Source organism: Mycobacterium sp. NGS58, assembly GCF_059812385.1.
On the sequence record NZ_JCALCO010000003.1, the window covers coordinates 26,399 to 49,863 of the forward strand.

General features: G+C 66.9%; 17 protein-coding genes and 1 pseudogene. 15 read left to right on the forward strand and 3 right to left on the reverse strand.

Annotated elements, in window-relative coordinates:
- Positions 1-29: 29 nt before the first annotated feature.
- Positions 30-2,195 carry a 4-alpha-glucanotransferase gene (malQ, locus tag AC5Y4H_RS03770; protein WP_499978698.1) on the reverse strand — a complete coding sequence of 722 codons (2,166 nt, stop codon included), beginning with the start codon at positions 2,193-2,195 and terminating at the stop codon, positions 30-32.
- 421 nt (positions 2,196-2,616) lie between these two features.
- Here malQ and eccB point away from each other — a divergent pair, with 421 nt between their 5' ends.
- Both eccB and eccCa read left to right on the forward strand, forming a co-directional pair.
- Positions 2,617-4,134, forward strand: a complete 1,518-nt coding sequence (gene eccB / locus AC5Y4H_RS03775) for a type VII secretion protein EccB (protein WP_499978700.1) — start codon at positions 2,617-2,619, stop codon at positions 4,132-4,134.
- The gene (gene eccCa / locus AC5Y4H_RS03780) at positions 4,131-8,297 is read left to right on the forward strand and encodes a type VII secretion protein EccCa (RefSeq protein ID WP_499978703.1); all 4,167 of its coding nucleotides are present in this window, start codon (positions 4,131-4,133) and stop codon (positions 8,295-8,297) included. The genes eccB and eccCa overlap by 4 nt, the downstream gene beginning before the upstream one ends.
- Positions 8,298-8,328: 31 nt before the next feature.
- Here the strand turns inward: eccCa and AC5Y4H_RS03785 are convergent, their stop codons facing one another.
- Positions 8,329-9,492: a cytochrome P450 gene (locus tag AC5Y4H_RS03785; RefSeq protein WP_499978705.1), complete on the reverse strand. Its 1,164-nt coding sequence runs from the start codon at positions 9,490-9,492 to the stop codon at positions 8,329-8,331.
- A gap of 228 nt (positions 9,493-9,720) precedes the next feature.
- Between AC5Y4H_RS03785 and fdxE the strand changes: the two genes are divergently transcribed.
- From fdxE to AC5Y4H_RS03830, 9 genes are all read left to right on the forward strand, one after another.
- On the forward strand, positions 9,721-9,915 hold the full coding sequence (fdxE, locus tag AC5Y4H_RS03790; RefSeq protein ID WP_499978706.1) for a ferredoxin FdxE: 195 nt from the start codon (positions 9,721-9,723) through the stop codon (positions 9,913-9,915).
- Between the two features lie 479 nt (positions 9,916-10,394).
- Positions 10,395-11,672, forward strand: a complete 1,278-nt coding sequence (locus AC5Y4H_RS03795) for a PPE family protein (RefSeq protein ID WP_499978707.1) — start codon at positions 10,395-10,397, stop codon at positions 11,670-11,672.
- A gap of 84 nt (positions 11,673-11,756) precedes the next feature.
- Positions 11,757-12,056, forward strand: coding sequence for a PE family protein (locus AC5Y4H_RS03800; RefSeq protein WP_499978709.1), 300 nt, complete (start codon positions 11,757-11,759; stop codon positions 12,054-12,056).
- 7 nt (positions 12,057-12,063) lie between these two features.
- The gene (locus tag AC5Y4H_RS03805; protein ID WP_499978711.1) at positions 12,064-13,290 is read left to right on the forward strand and encodes a PPE family protein; all 1,227 of its coding nucleotides are present in this window, start codon (positions 12,064-12,066) and stop codon (positions 13,288-13,290) included.
- A 519-nt stretch (positions 13,291-13,809) separates the two neighbouring features.
- Positions 13,810-15,081: a PPE family protein, SVP subgroup gene (locus AC5Y4H_RS03810; protein WP_499978713.1), complete on the forward strand. Its 1,272-nt coding sequence runs from the start codon at positions 13,810-13,812 to the stop codon at positions 15,079-15,081.
- A gap of 332 nt (positions 15,082-15,413) precedes the next feature.
- Entirely contained in the window at positions 15,414-16,631 is a 1,218-nt protein-coding gene (locus AC5Y4H_RS03815; protein ID WP_499978715.1) for a PPE family protein, read from the forward strand.
- Positions 16,632-17,098: 467 nt separating this feature from the next.
- On the forward strand, positions 17,099-17,398 hold the full coding sequence (locus AC5Y4H_RS03820) for a PE family protein (protein ID WP_067123308.1): 300 nt from the start codon (positions 17,099-17,101) through the stop codon (positions 17,396-17,398).
- Positions 17,399-17,713: 315 nt separating this feature from the next.
- Positions 17,714-18,010, forward strand: a complete 297-nt coding sequence (locus AC5Y4H_RS03825) for a WXG100 family type VII secretion target (RefSeq protein ID WP_007771418.1) — start codon at positions 17,714-17,716, stop codon at positions 18,008-18,010.
- Positions 18,011-18,051: 41 nt separating this feature from the next.
- Positions 18,052-18,336, forward strand: coding sequence for a WXG100 family type VII secretion target (locus AC5Y4H_RS03830; RefSeq protein WP_499978717.1), 285 nt, complete (start codon positions 18,052-18,054; stop codon positions 18,334-18,336).
- Between the two features lie 106 nt (positions 18,337-18,442).
- Here the strand turns inward: AC5Y4H_RS03830 and AC5Y4H_RS03835 are convergent, their stop codons facing one another.
- Positions 18,443-19,771, reverse strand: coding sequence for a PPE family protein (locus AC5Y4H_RS03835; protein WP_499978719.1), 1,329 nt, complete (start codon positions 19,769-19,771; stop codon positions 18,443-18,445).
- Positions 19,772-20,464: 693 nt separating this feature from the next.
- Between AC5Y4H_RS03835 and AC5Y4H_RS03840 the strand changes: the two genes are divergently transcribed.
- The 4 genes and pseudogenes from AC5Y4H_RS03840 to AC5Y4H_RS03855 all read left to right on the forward strand — a co-directional run bounded on the left by AC5Y4H_RS03840 (position 20,465) and on the right by AC5Y4H_RS03855 (position 23,437).
- On the forward strand, positions 20,465-21,238 hold the full coding sequence (locus AC5Y4H_RS03840) for a response regulator transcription factor (RefSeq protein ID WP_499978722.1): 774 nt from the start codon (positions 20,465-20,467) through the stop codon (positions 21,236-21,238).
- Complete coding sequence (locus tag AC5Y4H_RS03845; protein ID WP_499978723.1) at positions 21,235-22,755, forward strand: sensor histidine kinase; 1,521 nt, start codon at positions 21,235-21,237, stop codon at positions 22,753-22,755. The genes AC5Y4H_RS03840 and AC5Y4H_RS03845 overlap by 4 nt, the downstream gene beginning before the upstream one ends.
- Positions 22,756-23,202: 447 nt before the next feature.
- Positions 23,203-23,266, forward strand: a pseudogene (locus AC5Y4H_RS03850) (hypothetical protein); the annotation flags it as partial.
- Positions 23,267-23,335: 69 nt separating this feature from the next.
- Positions 23,336-23,437 (forward strand): potassium-transporting ATPase subunit KdpA, encoded by a 102-nt coding sequence (locus AC5Y4H_RS03855; protein WP_499978725.1) that lies wholly within the window; start codon positions 23,336-23,338, stop codon positions 23,435-23,437.
- Positions 23,438-23,465: the final 28 nt, after the last annotated feature.

A 23,465-nucleotide genomic window follows, 5' to 3' on the forward strand; every position in this document is an offset into this window, starting at 1 on the left:
CGAAGCTAACAAGGCCCGAGCCGGGACGACTAGCGGGCCGCGCTTTCCGCGGCGACCGGCGCGACCGCCGCACGCACGGCTTCGGCGAGCGTTGCGGTGCGGCGATCGGCGAAGACGTCCTCGAGCATCACCGCCCGCCCGTCTGGACCGGTCAGCGGCACCCGCCAGTTGGGGTATTCGTCGGTGGTACCCGGCTGATTCTGGGTCCGGCGGTCACCGACGGCGTCGGTAAGTGCCACACCAAGCAGCCGGGACGGCGTCCTGCCCAGATAGCGGTACAGGGCCAGCACGACCTGCTCGGGTTGTTCTTCGCCGTCCTCGAGCAACCCGACCCTGCGCAGTTCAGCCATCCACGCCGCCAGCTCGGTCCGGTCGGACTCGAGCTCCTCTTCGACCGGACGGGTCAGCAGACCCAACGAATCGCGCAGCCGCACATGATCACCCGCCAGATAGCCCGCGGTCGGAGGCAAGTCGTGCGTGGTGACCGAGGATAGGCAGTACTCGCGCCAACGCTCGGCACGCAGCGGAGCACCGCTGGCCCTCGGGTCGTCGCGATCCAACTCGAACCAGAGGATCGAGGTGCCCAGCAACCCCCGCAACAAGAGGTAGTCGCGCACCCACGGCTCGACCGTGCCGAGATCCTCGCCGACGACGACGGCGCCGGCCCGGTGCGCTTCCAGCGCGACGATGCCGATCATGGCTTCGTGGTCGTACCGGACGTAGGTGCCCTCGGTGGGTGAACTACCGCGCGGGATCCACCAGAGCCGGAACAAACCGATGATGTGGTCGATGCGCACCCCACCGGCATGCCGCAACACCGCACCGATCAACGCGCGAAAGGGGCGATATTCGAGCTCGTTCAACCGGTCCGGGCGCCACGGCGGCTGGGACCAGTCCTGGCCGAGCTGGTTGAACTCGTCCGGCGGCGCGCCGGCGGTCACGCCCAGCGCCATCACGTCCTGCAGCGCCCAGGCGTCCGCGCCGTTGGGGTGCACGCCGACGGCCAGGTCGTGCATGATGCCCAACGACATGCCGGCCCGGATCGCCTGTGACTGCGTCGCGGCAAGCTGCTCGTCGAGTTGCCACTGCAGCCAGCGGTGGAAATCGACTGTGTCCGAGTGCTTTTTGACGAAGTCCGCGACCCCGGAGGCGTCCGGGTGCTGTAGCGCCTGTGGCCAGGAATGCCAGTCGGCACCGTACTTTTCGGCCAGCGCGCACCAGGTGGCGAAGTCGTCCAGCGCGCGGCCCTCCCGGTCGCGGAACGCGACGTAGGACAGCTCCCGTCCCGCCGACCGCGGTTCTGAGTGCAGCAGCTTGAGCGCTGCCCGTTTCGCCGTCCACGAGCTGTCGCGGTCGATGGCGTCGAGGCGGGCGGCATGCTGCTGAACCTCGGAACGGAGCCGTCGGACCCGGCTGCGCTTGGTCAGGTCGGCGAATTCGGGGATCGCCTCGACGTGAAGATAAATCGGATTGACGAAGCGCCGCGAGGTCGGCAGGTACGGCGAAGGCTCCATCGGCTTGGTCGGGGCCGCCGCGTGCAGGGGGTTGACCAAGAGATAGTCGGCGCCGTGCCGCGAAGCCGACCACACGGCCAGGTCGGTCAGATCGGTCAGATCGCCGACACCCCACGACTGCCGTGATCGCACGCTGTAGAGCTGAGCGGCCAGGCCCCACGCGCGGCGGGCGCCGAGGCGCTCCGGCAGCCCGAGCCAGTCCGGCGTGACGATCAGCGCGGTGCTGGTCTCGGAGCCGCCGGAGCGCAGGTGTACCCGGTGGTAGCCCAGGGGCAGATGGGCGGGCAGCAGGAAGCTGGCCTCGCCGACCCAGCGGCCGTCCAGGTCGAACGGCGGGGTGAAGTTGTCGACCTGTTCGACATCGGCGCGCACGGTGCCGTCTTCCAGCGCCAACCACACCTCGGCGGGATCGCCGTGGGTGACGTGCGCCCAGAACCGGATCTGCTCGCCGGTGCGCCCAACGATGGTCGCGGGCAGTCGGCGCGCCCAGTGCGACCGCGCTTTCGCGGTCAGCGCGACGTTGCGTTCTTGCTCGGTATCGGCCGCGACGCCAAAAGAACCCAACACGGCCTTCAATGTGCCCTCGGAAACTCGCACCCGCCGACCTGTCCAGTCCTCGTAATCCGTCGCGATGCCATATCTCCGGGCGAGTTCGATCAGCGACGGCGCGAGTTCAGTCATACGGCCATCTTGCTGCCATGTTTCGCGTGCCGGCGACTCGGACCCGACGCGAGTTAGCGCATTGTTTGCTGGGCGGTGACCTGCCATTAACAAATGGCTCCCGCGGACAACGGCGCTGTGCGCTCGACAGGACGAGCCGCCGTGTGGCCACTACGATGCTTCGAGAAGGCGAAGAGATCCGGTGAGCTCTTCGGCGGGGAAAATGAATTGCCAGCTCAATGGCGCATGTCGCGGTTGGCCTCGCGGGGCTCCGGCGCCGCGGGCGCCGCTGGATTCGGGTGCACAAAGAGATGTAGAAGTGAATGGCTTCGGCGCCGCGTGGCGAGGTCCGCGCAGGTGCCTTAACGTTGTCATGTAATTCGCGCTGGATCAGTTCATCGGGACAGAATTCAGACGCATCAGCAGACCGGATGGTGAATAAGTGGCGGAAGAGAGTCGCGGGCAGCGCGGGTCGGGGTACGGCCTCGGGTTGTCGACCCGGACCCAGGTGACCGGCTACCAGTTCCTGGCGCGCCGGACCGCGATGGCACTGACCCGGTGGCGCGTCCGCATGGAGGTCGAGCCCGGCCGGCGCCAGAACCTGGCCATCGTGGCATCGATCTCGGCCGCGCTGGTGATCTGCCTGGGCGCGCTGCTTTACTCCTTCATCAGCCCGGCCGGCCAGATCAACGAGTCGCCGATCATCGCCGACCGCGACTCGGGCGCGCTCTATGTCCGGGTCGGCGACAAGCTGTACCCGGCCCTGAACTTGGCGTCGGCCCGCCTCATCACCGGTCGCCCCGACAACCCGCACCTGGTCAGGTCGAACCAGATCGCCACCCTGCCGCGCGGTCCGATGGTGGGCATCCCGGGGGCGCCCTCGAGCTTCCACCCCACCAGCCCGTCCGCGTCGTCCTGGTTGGTCTGCGACACCGTGGCCAACTCGACGGGAGCCGGCGCGCCGTCGGGTGTGACGGTGACGGTGATCGACGGCAATCCCGATCTGAGCAACCATCGGCGGGTGTTGACCGGCTCGGACGCGGTGGTGCTGAACTACGGCGGAGACTCGTGGGTGATCCGCGACGGACGCCGCTCGCGCATCGACGGGTCGAACCGATCGGTGTTGCTGCCACTTGGACTCACCCCTGAGCAGGTCAGCACGGCGAAGCCGATGAGCCGCGCGCTGTACGACGCGTTGCCGGTGGGTCCGGAACTGACTGTGCCGCAGATCCAGAATGCCGGCGCCGGCGCTTCATTCCCGAACGCGCCCGGCCCGATCGGCACGGTGATCGTCACCCCGCAAATCAGTGGGCCACAACAGTATTCGTTGGTGCTGGCCGATGGAGTGCAGACGCTGCCGCCCCTGGTCGCCCAGATCCTGCAGAACGCCGGACCGGGCAACACCAAGCCGGTGACGGTCGAGCCGTCCGCGCTGGCGAAGATGCCGGTGGTCAACAAGCTCGACCTGTCGTCCTACCCGGACGCGCCCCTGAACGTGATGGACATCCGCGAGAACCCGGCGACCTGCTGGTGGTGGCAGAAGACCTCCGGTGAAAACCGGGCCCGCGTCCAGGTCATCTCCGGCGCGACCCTCCCGATCGAGGCGAAGGACGTCAACAGGGTGGTGTCACTGGTCAAGGCGGACACCACCGGACGCGAAGCCGACCAGGTCTTCTTCGGACCCGACTATGCGAACTTCGTGGCGGTCACCGGGAACGACCCCGGCGCGAAGACAACCGAATCGCTGTGGTGGCTCACGGATGCGGGTGCCCGCTTCGGGGTCGACGACACCCGCGAGGTGCGAGAAGCGTTGGGCCTCAAGACTAAACCGGGCCTGGCGCCGTGGGTGGCACTGCGGCTGCTCCCGCAAGGCCCGACGTTGTCGCGAGCGGATGCGCTGGTGGAGCACGACACGCTACCGATGGATATGTCCCCAGGAGAGTTGGCGGTACCGAAGTGAAACGTGGATTTGCGCGGCCGACGCCGGAGAAGCCTCCGGTCATCAAGCCGGAGAACATCGTCCTTCCGACGCCGCTGAGCGTCCCGCCTCCGGAAGGCAAGCCCTGGTGGCTGATCGTGGTCGGCGTCGTGGTGGTCGGTCTGCTGATCGGCATGGTCGCCATGACCTTCGCCAGCGGTTCGCACGTGTTCGGCGGCGCGGGCTCGATCTTCCCGATCTTCATGATCGGTGGCGTCGCGATGATGATGTTCGGCGGCCGGTTCGGCGGCCAGCAGCAGATGAGCCGGCCCAAGCTGGACTCAATGCGCGCCCAGTTCATGCTGATGCTGGACATGCTGCGGGAGACCGCCCACGAGTCGGCCGACAGCATGGACGCCAACTACCGGTGGTTCCACCCAGCGCCGACCACCTTGGCCGCCGCGGTCGGGTCGTCGCGGATGTGGGAACGCAAGCCCGACGGTAAAGACCTGAACTTCGGCGTGGTCCGCGTCGGTGTCGGTATGACGCGGCCCGAGGTGACCTGGGGTGAGCCCCAGAACATGCCGACCGACATCGAGCTGGAGCCGGTGACCGGTAAGGCGCTGCAGGAATTCGGTCGCTATCAAAGCGTCGTCTACAACCTGCCGAAGATGATCTCGGTGCTGGTCGAGCCCTGGTACTCGCTGGCCGGAGATCGCGAGCAGGCGGCGGGGCTGATGCGGGCGATCGTCTGCCAGCTGGCGTTCTCGCACGGGCCCGACCACATGCGCATGATCGTGGTCAGTTCGAACCTGGACGACTGGGACTGGGTGAAGTGGCTGCCCCACTTCGGTGACCCGCGCCGCCAGGACGCCGCGGGCAACGCGCGGATGGTCTACAGCTCGGTGCGTGAGTTCGCGGCCGAGCAGGCCGAATTGTTCGCCGGCCGTGGCTCTTTCACGCCCCGACACGCCAGTTCGTCGGCCCAGACCCCGACGCCGCACACCGTCATCATCGCGGATGTCGTTGACCCGCAATGGGAGTACGTGATCAGCGGTGAAGGCGTCGACGGGGTGACGTTCTTCGACCTCACCGGCTCGGCGATGTGGACCGCCGTCCCGGAGCGCACGCTGCGGTTCGACAACAAGGGTGTGATCGAGGCGCTGCCCCGCGACCGCGACACCTGGATGGTCATCGACGAGAAGCCCTGGTTCTTCGCCCTCACCGACCACATCAGCACCGCCGAGGCGGAAGAGTTCGCGCAGAAGCTGGCGCGCTGGCGGCTCGCCGAGGCATACGAGGAGATCGGCCAGCGGGTGGCGCACATCGGCGCCCGCGACATCATGGCCTACTACGGAATCGACGATCCGGGCCGCATCGACTTCGAGGCGCTCTGGGGTAGCCGCAACGACTCGATGGGCAGGTCGCGGTTGCGGGCCCCGTTCGGTGTTCGCTCCGACAACGGCGAACTGCTGTTTTTGGACATGAAGTCGCTGGACGAAGGCGGTGACGGTCCGCACGGCGTCATGTCCGGAACGACGGGTTCGGGTAAATCGACCCTGGTGCGGACGGTGATCGAGTCGCTGATGCTCAGCCACCCGCCGGAAGAGCTCCAGTTTGTGCTGGCCGACCTCAAGGGTGGGTCGGCGGTCAAGCCGTTCGCCGGGGTGCCGCACGTGTCCCGGATCATCACCGACCTGGAAGAGGACCAGGCGTTGATGGAGCGCTTCCTGGACGCGCTGTGGGGTGAGATCGCCCGTCGCAAGGCGATTTGCGACAGCGCCGGTGTCGATGACGCCAAGGAATACAACTCGGTGCGCAGCCGGATGCGGGCGCGTGGCCAGGACATGGCACCGCTGCCGATGCTCGTTGTCGTCATCGACGAGTTCTACGAGTGGTTCCGCATCATGCCGACGGCGGTCGACGTCCTCGACTCGATCGGCCGTCAGGGCCGCGCGTACTGGATCCACCTGATGATGGCGTCGCAGACCATCGAGAGCCGCGCCGAAAAGCTCATGGAGAACATGGGTTACCGGTTGGTGCTGAAGGCGCGCACCGCCGGTGCGGCCCAGGCGGCCGGTGTGCCGAACGCGGTGAACCTGCCCGCCCAGGCCGGTCTGGGCTACTTCCGCCGCAGCCTGGAAGACATCACCCGGTTCCAGGCCGAATTCCTTTGGCGGGACTACTTCCCGCGGGGCATCACCGACGACGGAGAAGAAGCGCCGTCGCTGGTGCACAGCATCGACTACATCCGTCCGCAACTGTTCACCACCTCGTTCACCCCGCTGGAAGTCAGCGTCGGCGGGCCGGACGTCACCGCTCCCGCCATTCCCGCCGACGGTGAGCCGCTTCCGATCGAGGCGGCCGAGGACGACGACGCCGAAGGGATCCGGACGCCCAAGGTCGGTACGGTCATCATCGACCAGCTGCGCAAAATCGACTTCCAGCCGTACCGGCTGTGGCAGCCGCCGCTGGACCGGCCGGTCGCCATCGACGAACTGGTGAACCGGTTCCTCGGTCACCCCTGGCAGCAGGACTACGGCACCGCCCGGGATCTCGTCTTCCCGATCGGGATCATCGACCGTCCCTTCAAGCATGACCAGCCGCCGTGGACCGTCGACACGTCGGGACCCGGCGCCAACGTCCTGATCCTGGGTGCCGGCGGTTCGGGTAAGACCACCGCGCTGCAGACCCTGATCTGTTCGGCGGCGCTGACCCACACGCCCGAGCAGATCCAGTTCTACTGCCTGGCGTACAGCGGTACCGCGCTGACCACCGTCGCCCGCCTACCCCACGTCGGTGAGGTGGCCGGCCCCACCGACCCCTACGGCGTCCGCCGCACGGTGGCCGAACTGCTGGCCTTGGTGCGAGAGCGCAAGCGCAGCTTCCTCGAGTACGGGATCGCCTCGATGGAGGTGTTCCGGCGCCGCAAGTTCGGCAACGAGCCCGGTCCGGTCCCCAACGACGGGTTCGGCGACGTCTACCTGGTCGTCGACAACTACCGGGCGCTGGCCGAAGAGAACGAGGTGCTGATCGAGCAGGTCAACGTGATCATCAACCAGGGCCCCTCGTTCGGGGTGCACGTGGTGGTCACCGCCGACCGCGAATCCGAGCTGCGGCCGCCGGTGCGCAGCGGCTTCGGCTCCCGGGTCGAGCTGCGGCTGGCCGCCGTCGAAGACGCCAAGCTGGTGCGTTCCCGGTTCGCCAAGGACGTTCCGGTCAAGCCGGGTCGCGGCATGGTCGCGGTCAACTACGTCCGCCTCGACGCCGACCCGCAATCCGGTCTGCACACCCTGGTGGCGCGTCCCGCGCTGGCCAGCACGCCGGACAACCGGTTCGAATCCGACAGCATCGTCGAGGCCGTCAGCCGCATCACGAGCGCTCAGGCTCCGCCGGTGCGCCGGCTGCCCGCGATCTTCGGGGTGGAGCAGCTCCGCGAGCTCGCCGCGCACGACACCCGCCAGGGCGTCGGCGCGGGCGGAATCGCCTGGGCCATCTCGGAATTGGATCTGTCCCCGGTGTATCTCAACTTCGCCGAGAACGCGCACCTGATGGTGACCGGACGTCGCGAATGTGGGCGTACCACGACACTGGCCACGATCATGTCCGAGATCGGGCGGCTCTATGCGCCCGGCGCGACCAGCGCACCGACGCCTCCGGCCGGCCAGCCGTCGGCGCAGGTGTGGCTGGTCGACCCGCGTCGTCAGCTGCTGACCACGCTTGGTTCCGACTACGTGGAGAAGTTCGCCTACAACCTCGATGGTGTGCAGGCGATGATGGGCGAGTTGGCCGCCGTTCTGGCCGGCCGCGAGCCGCCGCCCGGGTTGTCCGCCGAGGAGTTGTTGGCGCGGAACTGGTGGAGCGGGCCGGAGATCTTCTTGATCGTGGACGACATCCAGCAGCTGCCTGCGGGTTTCGACTCGCCGCTACACAAGGCCGCGCCATGGGTGACCCGAGCCGCCGACGTCGGCCTGCACGTAATCGTCACGCGTACGTTCGGTGGCTGGTCCTCGGCCGGCAGCGACCCGATGTTGCGGGCGCTGGCGCAGGCGAACGCACCGTTGCTGGTGATGGACGCCGACCCGGACGAGGGATTCATCCGCGGCAAGATGAAGGGTGGTCCGCTGCCTCGCGGTCGAGGACTGCTGATGGCCGAAGACACGGGCGTGTTCGTTCAGGTCGCGGCGACCGAACTGCGCAAGTGAGACGGCGCCGCTGCGCTGTGGCTGTTGCACCTCAGCCCCAGCGCAGCGGCAACTCCTTGAGCGCGAAACTCTTCGAGGGGTAATTGATCACGGGGGAGTAGTCCTCCGGCAGTTCGAACTCCGGAATCTGGGTCAGCCATTCCGCGACGACCACCGTCAGTTCGATGCGCGCCAGATGAGAACCCAGGCAGCGGTGTGGTCCACCGCCGAACCCCCAGTGCCGGTGGACTTTTCCATCCATATTGAGTTGGTTGGTGGACATGGCGTCGTTGTCATCCCGGTTGACCGCGGCCATGCACAGGCGCACCGACGTGCCCGGCGGCAGCGTCATGCCGCCGACCTCAACGAATTCGGTGGTGATCCGTGGTGCCACCGGCGCGGACGGTTCGAGCCGGACGATCTCCTCGATGAAAACCCTGATCTGCTTCGGGTTGTCGCGCAGCTCCTCGCGCAGCTCGGGTCTACGCGCCAATTCGTACAACGAGAAGCCGATGGCCGCGGTCACCGTGTCCAATCCCGCCAGGATCAACAGGTGACTCATGCCCAGCAGTTCGACGTCGGTGAAGTCGCCCTTGCCGGTCATCACTTGTGACAGCATGTCCGATCCCGGGTTCTGCCGTCGCTGCGCGATCGCATCGGCCAAGTACGCGAGCAGCTTCTCCGACTTCTCGATGTCGGTCCGGGTGATGAACGGCTTGTCGTTGACGACGGCGTCTTTCCAATCGATGAGACGATCGCGATCCTCCAGCGGCAGCCCGTAGAGGTCCAGGAACACCTGGAACGGGTACAGGTGGGCGAAGTCCGCCATCACTTCACACCCGCCGCGGCCGGTCAGCGCCGCGATCATGTCACGGGCGTGGCGCACCAGCACCGGACGCGACTTGCTCAACGCGTGCGGGCTGAAGTACGGCTGCAGGATCTGGCGATAGCGGGTGTGTTGTGGTGGATCAAAAGCCAAGGGCAGCACCGGCAATGGGTGGCCGGGGGGCTGGAGCACCGTCGATGAGAACACCTTGGTGTTGCGCAGCGCGGCCAGCACATCTTCGCGCCGGGTGATGTAGTAGTGGCCGTTCATGAAGACGACCGGCCCGGCGTCGCGCAGCGTCTTCCACCCGAGGCCCCGGTCAACGGTCATCGGCAGGGTCGCGAAATCGAGCCGGGGTAGGTAGAACGAGCCCTGCTGGCCTTCGCTCATGCGTTTCGGTCTCCGGTTGTCGGTCGCGCTTCGTGCCTACCAACACGTGGCGGCGGAGCAATATTGCATGCGCGGCAACGGAACACGGTCCGCCTGCTCACGCTAATCCGGGATCCCGGGTGCCGGTGAGCGATTGGCGAGCATTCTGGACACTTTACCGACCGACTAATCTGGGTAGCGAACGGTGAACTGCAAACCCGTCAGCCGGGCCGCTAGGGAGGAAGCCTCGTGAGGGTTCGTCTGGAACAGTCGAAGTGTGTGGGCCACGCCCAGTGCTACGCCGTCGACCCGGAGCTCTTCCCCATCGATGAGTCGGGTTATTCGATTCTCGAGGAGCATGAGGTCCGGCCCGAGGACGAGCAATCCACCCGCGACGGCGTCGCTTCCTGTCCCGAAATGGCGCTGATCCTCGAACAGGACTGAGGACGCCGACCGGCGCTGCCCCAGCGCGGAAAGCAAACGGTCGGTGAACATTCCGTTGCCTTGCATGAACTCCCGCCGACCGGGAATGAACAGTGGCTGGCCATTGATGAACAGGTGGCTCTGGGGGGTCCGTGTTTGCCCCGTAACGAACTAATCTCAGTGCCGGGCGGCAGTTCGGGCATACGCGAGCTGTCGCTCGGTTGCTGATAGCGGGAGATTAGCCGGGGCAGAGAGCGCATGTCATTTCCGACCAGAAGTCCGAGAAGTACGGTGGCAGACCACCTTTGCGGACACAGTCAGCTGGTCAGCGCGCGCACACCGCACCGGTTGATGGGGTTGCGGGGCGAAGAGGCCCCGTTGGTGACTCCCGTGGGCGCAGCGGCCGACCGGTGGCGTCGTCTACAGAGCCGTGACCACGGCCACCACTGATACCTGTGTGACAGCCGAGATCGCGTTTCCGGCCGACTGAGGAGGACACGGTGTTTGACTTCGCGGCGTTTCCGCCCGAATTCAATTCCGGTCGCATGTACGCGGGTCCGGGGTCGGGGCCAATGATGGCCGCGTCCGCCGCCTGGGATGAGATCGCGGCGGAATTGGGTGTAGCGGCCAGCGGTTACGGCTCGGTGATCACCGAGCTCACCAGCGGGCCATGGGTGGGGCCGGCATCGATGTCGATGGTGTCGGCGGTCACCCCGTATGTGAGCTGGCTGAACACGATGGCCGCGCAGGCCGAGGAGACGGCGGGGCAGGGCCGGGCGGCCGCGGCGGCCTTTGAGGCGGCGTTTGCGATGACGGTGCCGCCGCCGATGATCGCGGCCAACCGAGTGCTGCTGGCGACCCTGGTCGCGACTAACTTCTTCGGGCAGAACACCCCGGCCATCGCGGCCACCGAGGCGCAGTACATGGAGATGTGGGCACAAGACGCCGCCGCGATGACCGGTTATGCCGCGGCGTCGGCGACCGCGTCGGTGCTGCCTCCGGTAGCGATGCCGCCCAACACGAGTGCTCCCGAAGCGTTTGCCAACCAGGCCGCCGCGGTCGAGCAGGCAGCCGCCGAGCCCGCCGGCAGCACCGCACAGACCACCGCCAACACCACGTCGCAGCTGGCATCCTCACAAGCGTTGTCGCTCAGCACGACTCAAGCGGTACAGGCGCCCACGGCCGCAGCGAACGCGTCGGACCCGGGACCGTTCACCTGGCTCACGAGCGCGATTCAGAACTTCTTCCAGTCCGGACTTCCGACGCCGACCAATAACTACCTGGGGTTGAACTCCACTTTCTACGACACGATCTTCAAGCGGATGACGGGTCTGGGTTACTTCTCGAACGGACTGGCGCAGTTCAGTTCCTCGATCGCACAGCAGTTGACCTTCGGTCCCGGCGGTAGCACGGCGGGCGCCGGCGGTGCCTGGTTCCCGACCCCGCAGTTCGCCAATCTGGGTCTGGGCAACCTCGGCGGCGGCGTCGGGCACGTGGGCGCGGTATCCGCGGGTGCCGGACAGGCCGCCCGGGTGGGGATGCTCTCGGTACCCCAGCACTGGGCGAACCTGACCTCGGCGGTCAGCCCGGCCGCGGTCTCCGAGGAGGCCACACCCGTTCAGGCCGTCGGCGCGACGGGGGCGCCCGGTTCACCGGCCAACGGTCTGCTGCGGGGAATGCCGGTGGGGGGCATGGGACGGCGCGGCGCCGCCGCCGGCTACGTCAACAAATACGGATTCCGCTACAGCGTCCTGACGCGCCCGCCATCGGCCGGATAGCGGAGAGTCCAGATGAACATCAACCCACCAGCAAACCTGCCCCGGAACGTCGCCGGGTCCGATGTAAGGAAAGAAGGAGTCTAGATGTCGTTTGTGACCACGCAGCCGGAGGCGCTGGCAGCGGCAGCTGGCAACCTCCAAGCCATCGGCTCAACGCTGAGCGCTCAGAATGCCGCGGCCGCGGCCCCAACGACGGGGGTGGTGCCGGCCGCTGCCGACGAGGTGTCGGCGCTGACGGCGGCGCAGTTCGCCGCCCACGCGCAGACGTATCAGGCCGTCAGCGCTCAGGCTGCGGCGATCCACGAAATGTTTGTCAACACCCTGAGCACAAGCTCCGGGTCGTACGCCCTGACCGAGGCGGCCAACGCCGCCGCGGCTTGTTAAGGAGTCGATGATGTTGGATTACGGGATGTTTCCGCCGGAGTTCAATTCGGCGCGGATCTATTCGGGTCCGGGGTCGGGTTCGTACGTGGCCGCGGCATCGGCATGGAATGCGATTGCCGCCGAGCTGCAGTCGGCTGCGTTGAGTTACCAGACCGTGATAACGCAGCTGTCCAGTGAGGAGTGGACCGGGACGGCGTCGGCGGCGATGGTTCAGGCGGCGACTCCGTACGCGGAGTGGCTGAGCACCACGGCGACGCAGGCTGAACTGACGGCCACCCAGGCGCAGGCGGCGGCGGCGGCGTATGAGTCGGCGCTGGCGTCGTCGGTGGCGCCACCGTTGATCGCGGCGAACCGGATGCAGTCGCAGCAGCTGCAGATGACGAACGTGTTGGGTCAAAACACGCCGTTGATCATGCAGTTGGAGGCTCAATACGGCGAGTTTTGGGCCCAGGACGCCGCCGCGATGTCGACCTACGCGGCTCAGTCGACCACGCTCACCAAGGGCATGACGACGGTTCAGCCCGCTCCGAAGGTCACCAACGACGTGGGCACGGCGAACCAGGCCAATGCGGTCACCACCGCTACGGCGAACTCGACGGCGACCAACACCTCGAAGGTCGTGAGCAACGCGGCGACGAACGCAACGAACGCGACGACCAACGCGACCACCCAGGCCACTCAGACGGCCACGGATCCGCTGACCGAGCTGTGGTTCCTGTTGACCGGGCAATCGGTGCTGCCCAGCAACCTCGGAACGGCCGTCAACGGCTATGCCCCGTTTGCCGGTTTGTTCTACAACACCGAGGGTCTGCCGTACTTCAGCATCGGTATGGGCAACAACTTCGTGCAGATCGCGAAGTCGCTGGGTGTCATCGGTGGTGCGGCTCCGGCCGCGGCCAAGGCCCTGCCCGGACTCGGCGGGCTGGGCGGCATGCTCGGCGGTGGGGCCGCGGCCGCACATCCGGTGGCGGCGCTGGGCAACGCGGCTTCGGTGGGTGGCAAGTTGTCGGTCCCGGTCGCCTGGACGGGTGGTGGTCCGAGCGCGGCTGCGCCGACGTTGGGACGTGCCATCCCGGTCAGCGCCATCAGTGCTGCCCCGGAAGCCGCGGGCGGACCCGGAAACCTGCTCGGCGGCATGCCGCTGGCCGGTGCGGGTGCCGCAGGTCACGGCGTCGCCGGTCCCAAATACGGATTCCGGCCCACCGTCATGGCCCGGCCCCCCTTCGCGGGATAGCCCGCACCGCCGGCGCGAGCTGCGACGCGCCCTGCCCCCGAAGAATCGGCGGCAGGGCGCGTTTCGCGTCTTGGTGCGACCGGCACCGCCGACCGATCGTCGGTCATTGGATGGGTGAATCCGCGACCGCTTGTGCCGAGGCGCGTCCCAGGTGCCGCAGCGAATCTCGAGCGGGCTTTATCTGCGGCCGGATTTTTACCCCGCGCTGGGGTTTTCGCGTCGGTGCCGCCTCCCCGACACGACCCTCGATGTCGGGATAGTGGACGGGCAGCGGACCCCTCGGCCCGAGTGTCCCTGCAGGTAGCGGCCGTGACGGCGGGATCCGCCGGCCGGCGCCCCGACTGCGCGGCTACGCGGGAATCCCGCTCTGGAAAGCGGCGCCGCCGCACCAGCGGCCGTATCGCGGCGCGGCGATCGGCCGGTGCGGCCATTTAGCCTTTGGCAAGCAAATTCTGAAAGTCATCGCTGCGAATTATCTGCGAGGGGTTACATGTCGTTCGAGCCCGGTGCTTCGTAACCATGTACTTCTGGGCATTGCCACCGGAGGTCAATTCCGGCCGTATTTATGCGGGTCCGGGGTCGGGGCCCATGATGGCCGCGGCAGCGGCCTGGGACGGACTCGGTGCCGAGCTGGGCTCGGCGGCCAGCGGCTACACATCGGTGATTTCGGAGCTGACCCAGGCGCCGTGGGTCGGCCCTGCCTCGGCGACGATGTTGTCGGCGGTCACGCCGTACGTGAGCTGGCTCAGCGCCCTGGCCGCGCAGGCCGACGAGACCGCCGGGCAGGCCAGGGCGGCCGCCGCGGCGTTTGAGGCGGCGTTTGCGATGACGGTGCCGCCGCCGGTCATCGCCGCCAACCGGGTGTTGCTGGCGACCCTGGTGGCGACGAATTTCTTCGGGCAGAACACCCCGGCGATCGCGGCCACCGAGGCGCAGTACATGGAGATGTGGGCCCAGGACGCCGCCGCGATGACCGGTTACGCCGTCTCGTCGGCGGCCGCATCGGAGCTGGCTCCGTTCACGTCACCGCCCAACACCACCGCCCCGGAAGCGGCTTCCAACCAGGCCGACGCGGTCGAGCAGGCCGTCGCCGAGCCCGCCGGCAACACCGCTCAGACCACCGCTAATGCGACCTCGCAGCTGGTGTCCCCACAAACGTTGTCCGCCACCACTTCTCAGGTGGTTGCGCAAGCATCGACCACGACCGCCACGGAGCCGGGTCCGTTCACCTGGCTGGATAATCTGATCCAAGGATTCCTGACTTCCGGGCTGCCCACCCCGACCAATAACTACGCCGGGCTGACCAGCAGCATTTACGACACGATTCTCAAACGGACGACGGGTCTGGGTTACTTCTCGATCGGTATGGCGAGCTTCAGTTCGTCGATCGCCCAGCAGTTGACCTTCGGTCCCGGCGGTAGCACGGCGGGTGCGAGCGGTGCCTGGTTCCCGACTCCGCAGTTCGCCAGTTTGGGTCTGGGCAACCTGGGCGGCGGCGTCGGCCAGGTGGGCGCGGTCTCCGCGGGTGCCGGGCAGGCGGCCCGGGTGGGGATGCTCTCGGTGCCACAGCACTGGGCGACGCTGACCTCGGCGGTCAGCCCGGCCGCGGTCTCCGAGGAGGCCACACCCGTTCAGGCCGTCGGCCCGACGGGGGCGCCCGGTTCGCCGGCCAACGGTCTGCTGCGGGGAATGCCGGTGGGGGGCATGGGACGGCGCGGCGCCGCCGCCGGCTACGTCAACAAATACGGATTCCGCTACAGCGTGCTGACCCGCCCGCCATCGGCCGGATGAGCGGCGGAATCCGTCATGTACACCCGCACCTTTATCCGCGGCCGGATTTTATTCCGAGCCTCGACGCACGTCCGCCCGGCCACGCCGCAACCGCGCGGCGCCGACGGTAACCGGCGAGTCCTCAGCTCCGGCTATTCCGGCAGCTCACGCCTGCAATCGCGCCCGAACTTCGGGTGGCCGGCCAGCGCCGAGCGACTGGTCCCGGCTCCCGGCGAAGACGTGCGGCTGGAGGCCGATACTCCGCTGACTGGCGTGGCCGCGGCCACCAGCGCATTAACGTCGTTTACTACTCGACTCTTCGATCCGAAAATCACAGGATAAGGGGCACATTCGTGGTGGATTATGGGGCGTTCCCACCGGAGTTCAATTCGGCGCGGATCTACTCCGGTCCGGGGTCGGGTTCGTTCGTGGCGGCGGCATCGGCGTGGAGTGCGCTTGCGGCCGAACTCAACTCGTCCGCGCTCAGCTATGACAACGTCATCACCGCCTTGAGCAGCGACGAGTGGACCGGGACCGCGTCGGCGGCGATGGCGCAAGCTGCCCAACCGTACGTGGACTGGCTCACCACGACGGCCGCTCAGGCGGAAGAGGCTGCCACACAGGCGCGTTCGGCCGCGGCGGCGTATGAGACCGCGCTGGCCTCCTCGGTGCCGCCCCCGCTGATCGCAGCCAACCGCACGCAGGTGACCCAGCTGCAGGCGACCAACGTCCTCGGGCAGAACACCCCGCTGATCGCTCAGCTGGAAGCACAGTACGGCGAGTACTGGGCCCAGGATGCCGGCGCGATGTACAGCTACGCGGGGCAATCGGCCGCCGCGACCAAGCACACGCCGTTCCAGAAGGCGCCCGAGGTCACCAACCAGTCGGGCGAGGTCAATCAGGCCAACGCCGTCAGCACTGCGACGGCGAACTCGACGGCGACCAACACGTCGAAGACACTGCAGTCGCTCGCGCAGCCCGCGGCGACCACAGCGACCAACGCGACAACCCAGGCCACCACGGCCACGGATCCATTCACCGAGATCTGGTTTCTGCTGACCGGACAGACGGTGCTGCCCTCCAACCTGGGAACGCTCGTCAACGGCTACACCCCGTTTGCCGGTTTGTTCTACAACACCGAGGGTCTGCCGTACTTCAGTATCGGTATGGGCAACAACTTCGTGCAGATCGCGAAGTCGCTGGGTGTCATCGGTGGTGCGGCTCCGGCCGCGGCCAAAGCCCTGCCCGGACTCGGCGGGCTGGGCGGCATGCTCGGCGGTGGGGCCGCGGCCGCACATCCGGTGGCGGCGCTGGGCGGCGCGACCTCCATCGGCGGCAAGCTGTCCGTGCCGGTGGCCTGGACGGGTGGTGGTCCGAGCGCGGCTGCGCCGACGTTGGGACGTGCCATCCCGGTCAGCAGCATCAGCGCCGCCCCCGAAGCGGCGGGCGGACCGGGCAACCTGCTCGGCGGCATGCCGCTGGCCGGTGCGGGTACCGCAGGGCACGGAGTCGCCGGTCCCAAGTACGGATTCCGGCCCACTGTCATGGCCCGGCCACCGTTTGCCGGCTGAGCGCCGCATCTCCTAGGTATTGACGTCCGCAATGGTTACGCGATCACCAGCGTGCGCAGCGTGATGCGCCCCGAGTTTGCCCGATCGCTCCCGCAATCCGTCGCCGGCACCAACCGGGGCAATCGAGCGCCTGAGATCGTGGAAAGGAGGCTACGCGGCATGGGAATGGTCGTCGCATTCATGCGCAACGAGTTAATCGGCAATCAGATTTTTATGGCGGGCGACGGGTCCACGTGACCGCGGGTGGTGACGACCAGCAACTTTTGCGACGCTGGGCTGGTACCGTTTGCTGTGACCCTCCTGCGAGGGGCAGCGGTCGAGGTCAGGCACTGTTACTGTGTCGTTACCAAAAGTGAATTCGCCATACCGCTAGGTGAACAATTGCAAACACCGGGCTTTGGCACCGACCTAGGGGGCCGCAGTCATCTAGTCTCACAGAGTCCGGGGAGTAACTAGGAGGGAACAATATGTCGTTCGTGACCACGCAGCCGGAGGCTTTGGCCGCGGCGGCCGGGAACCTGCAGGCTATCGGGTCGACCTTGAGCGCTCAGAACGCAGCCGCTGCAGCCCCGACGACGGGGGTCGTGCCCGCCGCTGCCGACGAGGTGTCGGCGCTGACCGCGGCTCAGTTCGCCGCCCACGCACAGATGTACCAAGCGGTGAGCGCCCAAGCCGCCGCGATCCACGAGATGTTCGTGAACACCCTGTCCACCAGCGCGGCGTCGTACGGTCTCACCGAGGCAGCCAACGCAGCTGCCGCTCTCTGATCGGACTGACGCTTCGGGGCTGACAGATCGTCATCGCCATGGGTCACAGCAGCACCGCCCAGCAGGGGATGATCCCGGGGACCCAGAGCTCCGCCCACACGGGTCGCCGGAAAGCCGCAAGTACTCCGTCAACTCAAACGCCGCGGTTCGGGTTTGACGTCCGTCTCACCGTAGACAACACCCGGTGGCCGCCGGCTGACGGGAAGGGGGGGTCATCTTTATTCATTCGGCTCGGCGGTTGCGTAACGCGTAAACGATCCGGCCACCGTCTTCACCACATCACCCAGTAAGCACGCAGCAAGGAGAACAGCCGACATGGCAACACGTTTTATGACCGACCCGCACGAGATGCGGGCGATGGCGGGCCGCTTCGAGGTGCACGCCCAGACCGTTGAGGACGAGGCCCGCAAGATGTGGGCGTCGTCGATGAACATCGCCGGCTCGGGCTGGAGCGGTCAGGCCCAGGCCACCTCGTACGACACCATGGGCCAGGTCAACCAGGCCTTCCGCAACATCGTCAACATGCTCCACGGAGTGCGCGACGGGCTGATTCGCGACGCGAACAACTACGAGCAGCAAGAGCAGGCCTCGCAGCAAATCCTCGGCAGCTAGCAGCCGAACCGGCTGTCGCCCAACACTAAGGAGCTAAGGAAATGAGCATCAATTACCAGTTCGGCGATGTAGACGCCCACGGCGCGTTGATCCGCGCCCAGGCCGCATCCTTGGAGGCTGAGCACCAGGCCATCGTTCGCGATGTGCTTGCTGCCGGCGACTTCTGGGGCGGTGCGGGTTCGGTGGCATGCCAGGAGTTCATCACCCAGTTGGGTCGCAACTTCCAGGTCATCTACGAGCAGGCCAACGCGCACGGACAGAAGGTTCAGTCCGCGGGCAGCAACATGGCCAACACCGACAGCGCCGTTGGGTCCTCCTGGGCCTGACAGCTCGTCTCGACAACGGGGCCGCACACCGCATGGTGTGCGGCCCCGTTGTCCGATAAGCGGATACAGTTGTGCCGCAACGGCCAATCTGATCGGTGGCCGCGGGTCAACCCGCCACCGGCGAATGTGGAATCAGCGAGGGGCGCAGGCCGATCCGGTGCACCGCGCCGTCGGACTCGCGGCCGACCATCGCGCCCAGCGGCAACTTGGAAATTCCGGCAGTGGTGACGGGTGACGGCACCGCGCCCGCAACCGCATTGGGCTGAAATGCCGGCAGCGGTGCCACCGATGACGCCGTCTGGGCCCACATCGGCGGGACCGACAGGGTGCCGAGCGAAGGCGCTTGCCCGACACCGGCGGATGCGCCTTGGCCCAGCCCCGCGAAGGGCGCCATGCCCCCGGGATTGCCCAGATTTGCCAGCCCCCCAACACCTTCGGCGCCTGCCACGCCCTCAATCGAATTCACACCCGCATAGTCCAGCGACAGGCCGTAGAGATCGATGCCGATGCCTCCGCCGTCGGCGCCCAGCCCCGCGCCGTCGGCACCGAGGCCGGCCACATCCGACGCCAGCCCGGCCACCTCGCCAGACCCCGCAGCGCCACCGAGGGCAGACGTCAGGCCTCGCGCGGCACCCAGACCGGTGCTGGCGCCCTTGGTGGCGCCTTTGCTCGTGCCGGACACACCGGACAGCGCGCTGAGCGGTGCGGAAGCTCCGGATGACCCCAGCGACGCGCCGGTGCCCATCGCGGCCGGCGACAGACCCGTACTTGTCGATGAGCCCGGCGTGGACAGGCTTTGCAGCGCTTGCGGCACCGAGGACATCGCATGCCCCGCGGCCCCCTGGGCATGGCCGCCGACCTGCGTCGCGGTCGCGTGCGCGACCGCACCGGCCTGACCGGTCATCCCGCTCGGGTTCGTCGTATGTGGGGGCGGGGTGAACGGGCTGAAGGTCGAGGCGGTGGCCGAGGCGGCCGCGTAGCCATACATCGCGGCGGCGTCCTGGGCCCACATCTCGCTGTAATGTGCCTCGGTGGCCATGATCGCGGGCGTGTTCTGTCCGAGGAAATTGGTCGCGACCAGAGACATCAGCTGCGCGCGGTTGGCGGCGATGAGCGGTGGCGGCACCGTCATCGCGTACGCGGCTTCGAAGGCCGCCGTCGCGGTGCTGGCTTTCAGACCCGACTGCTCGCATTGCTCCGCGGTGGCCCTCAGCCACAACACGTAGGGAGCGGTGGCGGCGGCCATCGCCATCGACGTCGGGCCCAACCACTCGCTCGTCAGCGTGGTGATCACCGACTCGTAGCCGGCGGCGGCGGCGCACAGCTCAGCGGCCAGTGCGTCCCACGCCGCCGCGGCGGCCAGCAGTGTTCCGGGACCCGGCCCCAGGTACATCCGACCGGAATTGACTTCCGGGGGCAACGCGCCGAAATCCATGAGCTCTTCGCTTTCTACTAAGTTTGCTGATCCGGCTGGACGGGCCGACCGGTGCCGACTGGGGGCGACGCGGCCTTCGGAGGACATCGGGCGGCCCGTGCTATCCCCCATCGCCCGCGGCCGATTCCGTACCGGCGCTAAGGGCCGGACCATTCGCCCCACCGGGCGACACCGGTTCTGCGACCCCGCCCGCCGGCACGCCGCCCGGACGGCGATTCACCTAAGCTGCAATGGCCAGCGTGGGACTCGTCGGCATCGGCGCAGACCGGGACCGCACCGCGTCCGGTTCTTGGACTCGCACAACCGAGGACGCCACGAAAAACTGGTCAAACAAACACTATTTTTAAACAACAGCTGACCGAAGTATGAGCGTGGGGACACCGTCGTCCCCGCCGTCGCGTACTGATCGAACATTCGATGGCAATCGCTGCGCCGCAACGCGTGTGCAATTATTGGAATTCCTTCTCGCGCCACAGGTTTGGCGACGCAGCCCAGCTACTGGCCCGCGGGGTCAAACCAACGACGCTGCAATCCAGTATTTTTCGAACGCGGATCCGGCTCAAGCCGACACACCCGGGACATAGAAAACACATATTTGAGCGGCACCGGGTGTGATCTGGCGGACAGGCTTACATTTGAGAATTCTATGAACTCCGTGACAGTCGTATGTGTGGCTTGCCAGAATGTAGGAGCATGACCGTGATGCCGGGATACTCGGGCGCGCAGCGCCCACGCCAAGCCATCCTGGGGCAGCTGCCCAGGATCTACCGCGCCGACGGGTCACCCATCAGGGTTTTGCTGGTCGACGACGAGCCGGCGTTGACGAATCTGGTGAAGATGGCGCTGCATTACGAGGGCTGGGTCGTCGACATCGCCCACAACGGGCGCGAAGCGATGGCCAAGTTCGACCGGGTCAGCCCCGACGTCCTCGTCCTCGACATCATGCTTCCCGACGTGGACGGGTTGCGAATCCTGGAACGCATTCGGCAATCCGACGCCTACACCCCCACGCTGTTCCTCACCGCGCGCGACTCGGTGATGGACCGGGTCACCGGACTGACCGCGGGCGCCGACGACTACATGACCAAGCCGTTCAGCCTCGAGGAGCTGGTCGCCCGGCTGCGCGGCCTGCTGCGCCGCTCCGGCCAGCAGCCCACGCCGACCGCCGAAACACTCAAAGTCGGCGACCTCAGGGTCGACAGCGCCAGCCGGGACGTCACCCGTGACGGCGACCCGATATCGCTGTCCTCCACCGAATTCGAATTGCTGCGCTTCCTCATGCGCAATCCCCGCCGCGCGTTGAGCCGCACCGAGATCCTGGACCGTGTCTGGAATTACGACTTCGCCGGCCGCACCAGCATCGTGGATCTCTACATCTCGTACTTGAGAAAGAAGATCGACTCCGGGCGGGAACCGATGATTCATACCGTCCGCGGTGTGGGGTACATGCTGCGGCCGGCGGAATGACCCGGGACCCGGACGGCACATCCGGGGACTTCCCCCGGTGGTTCCCCCGTTCGCTGCGGCGCCAACTGCTGCTGGGGGTGCTGGCGGTGGTCAGCGTGGTGCTGGTGACGGTCGGGATCGTCTCGGTGCTGAGCCTGCGCGGCTACGTCAACGCCATGAGCGACGCCGACGTCGCCGAGTCCCTGGACGCGTTGAGCCACCAGTACACCAAATACCGCCACGGCGAACACGTTTCGCCGCGTCCCGGCACCCCGCCGATCGCGCAGGCGATGCTGGAGTTCACCGGGCAGACGCCGGGAAACCTGATCGCCGTGCTGCACAACGGCACGGTGATCGGGTCGGCGGTTTTCTCCGAAGACGAACCGAAGCCGGCGCCGCCCGACGTCGTCCGCGACCTCCAGTCGCAATCATGGAATGACGGATCGCCGCGCACCGAAATACTCGGCAGGATGGGGCCTTACCGCATCGACAGCACCGTCGACGGGTCGGACGTCCTCGTGGTCGGGGTCTCGCAGAACCTCGCCGACCGAATCATCGCCCGCAAGCAGCTCACCACCATCGTGCTCACCGCAGCGGCATTGCTGCTCACCGCCGGGCTCACCGTGTGGGTGGTCGGCTACACGCTTCGCCCGCTGCGCCGGCTCGCGTTGATCGCCGCCGGCGTCGCCGCCATGCCGCTCACCGGCGACGACCATCGGATCAGCGTCCGGGTGCCACCGCAGGACACGAATCCGCAGAATGAAGTGGGAATCGTCGGTCACACGTTGAACCGGTTGCTGGACAACGTCGATAGCGCGCTGGCGCATCGGGTCGACTCGGATCTGCGGATGCGCCAATTCATCACCGATGCCAGCCATGAGTTGCGCACACCGCTGGCGGCCATCCAGGGCTACGCCGAGCTCACCCGTCAGGACAGTTCGGCGCTGCCGCCGACCACCGAATACGCACTGGCCAGAATCGAGTCCGAGGCTCGGCGGATGGCACTGCTCGTCGACGAGTTGCTCCTGCTTTCCCGCCTGGGTGAAGGCCAGGACCTGCAGTCGGAGGACGTCGACCTGGCCGAGTTGGTCAGCAATGCGGTCAATGACGCGACGGTGGCGGCCTCGACGCACCGCTGGGTCAAAGAACTGCCCGACGAGCCGGTGTGGGTGCGGGGCGATCACGCCCGGTTGCATCAGCTGGTCAGCAACCTGCTCAGCAATGCCTGCGTGCACACCCCGCCCGGGGTAACGGTGACGACCGGAATCACCTGCCGCCGTGTCGGTCCCGAGGGGCCTTACGCGGAACTGACCGTCACCGACGACGGCCCGGGCATCGACGCGGAGCTGCTGCCGAGGTTGTTCGAGCGGTTCGTTCGGGCCGACAAGTCGAGATCCAACGGCTCGGGCAATGGACTGGGTCTGGCCATCGTCAGTTCGATCGTCAAGGCCCATCACGGTTCGGTCACCGCCGAATCCGACGATACCCGCACCGTTTTCCGGGTGCGGCTGCCGTTGACCGAAGCCGATGGCGCCTGATCGCGCCCTTGGCGAGATGCAGGCCCTCGTAGTAACCGCCGTCGACACGGAGTAAGTGCGTGATCGGCAGTTGGGTCCTTGGGGCCATGACAGCAGACGCGGACAGATGCCGGCAACACGGCGGCTTACGACTTTCTGCCGTGTGGGCAGATTCCTTGATGGGTTACTTACGCCGAGGTGGGACATGTTGCACCAGCGCGGTTTTCTTTGACCACGGGATGAAAGAGCAATCAATATAGCGTCAATGAAGGCGCCCATAGCGTAGAGATTGCGTAACTGCCGGTGTCTCATCGCCCTATCCGCCGTACTTTCGCCTCGGAAGGCTCGGGTCTGGACTGAGGGAGCAGCCCCATCAACGATCCGTCTCAGTGGTCAACGGCGGCTTGGCTACAGGTAGCCGCGGTTTTCGCGTTGGTCGTGACGCTGCACGTGCCACTCGGTGGCTACATGGCCGGTGTCTATTCCAACGCGCGACATTGGCGCATCGAGAAAGTGGTGTACCGGCTGATCGGCGCCCAACCCGACGACAAGCAGCGATGTACGAATTACGCCACGTCGGTGCTGGCATTCTCAGCCGTCAGTGTTCGTTGTCCTGATCGCCGGCGCGACTTTGCTCATCGTCGGGCTGGAGTATCTGCCGGCCCTGGCGCTCGGGCCGGCGGCCGACGCGCTGCCGAGATAGGTGTCCCTCAGGAGACCAGTGTCCCCTC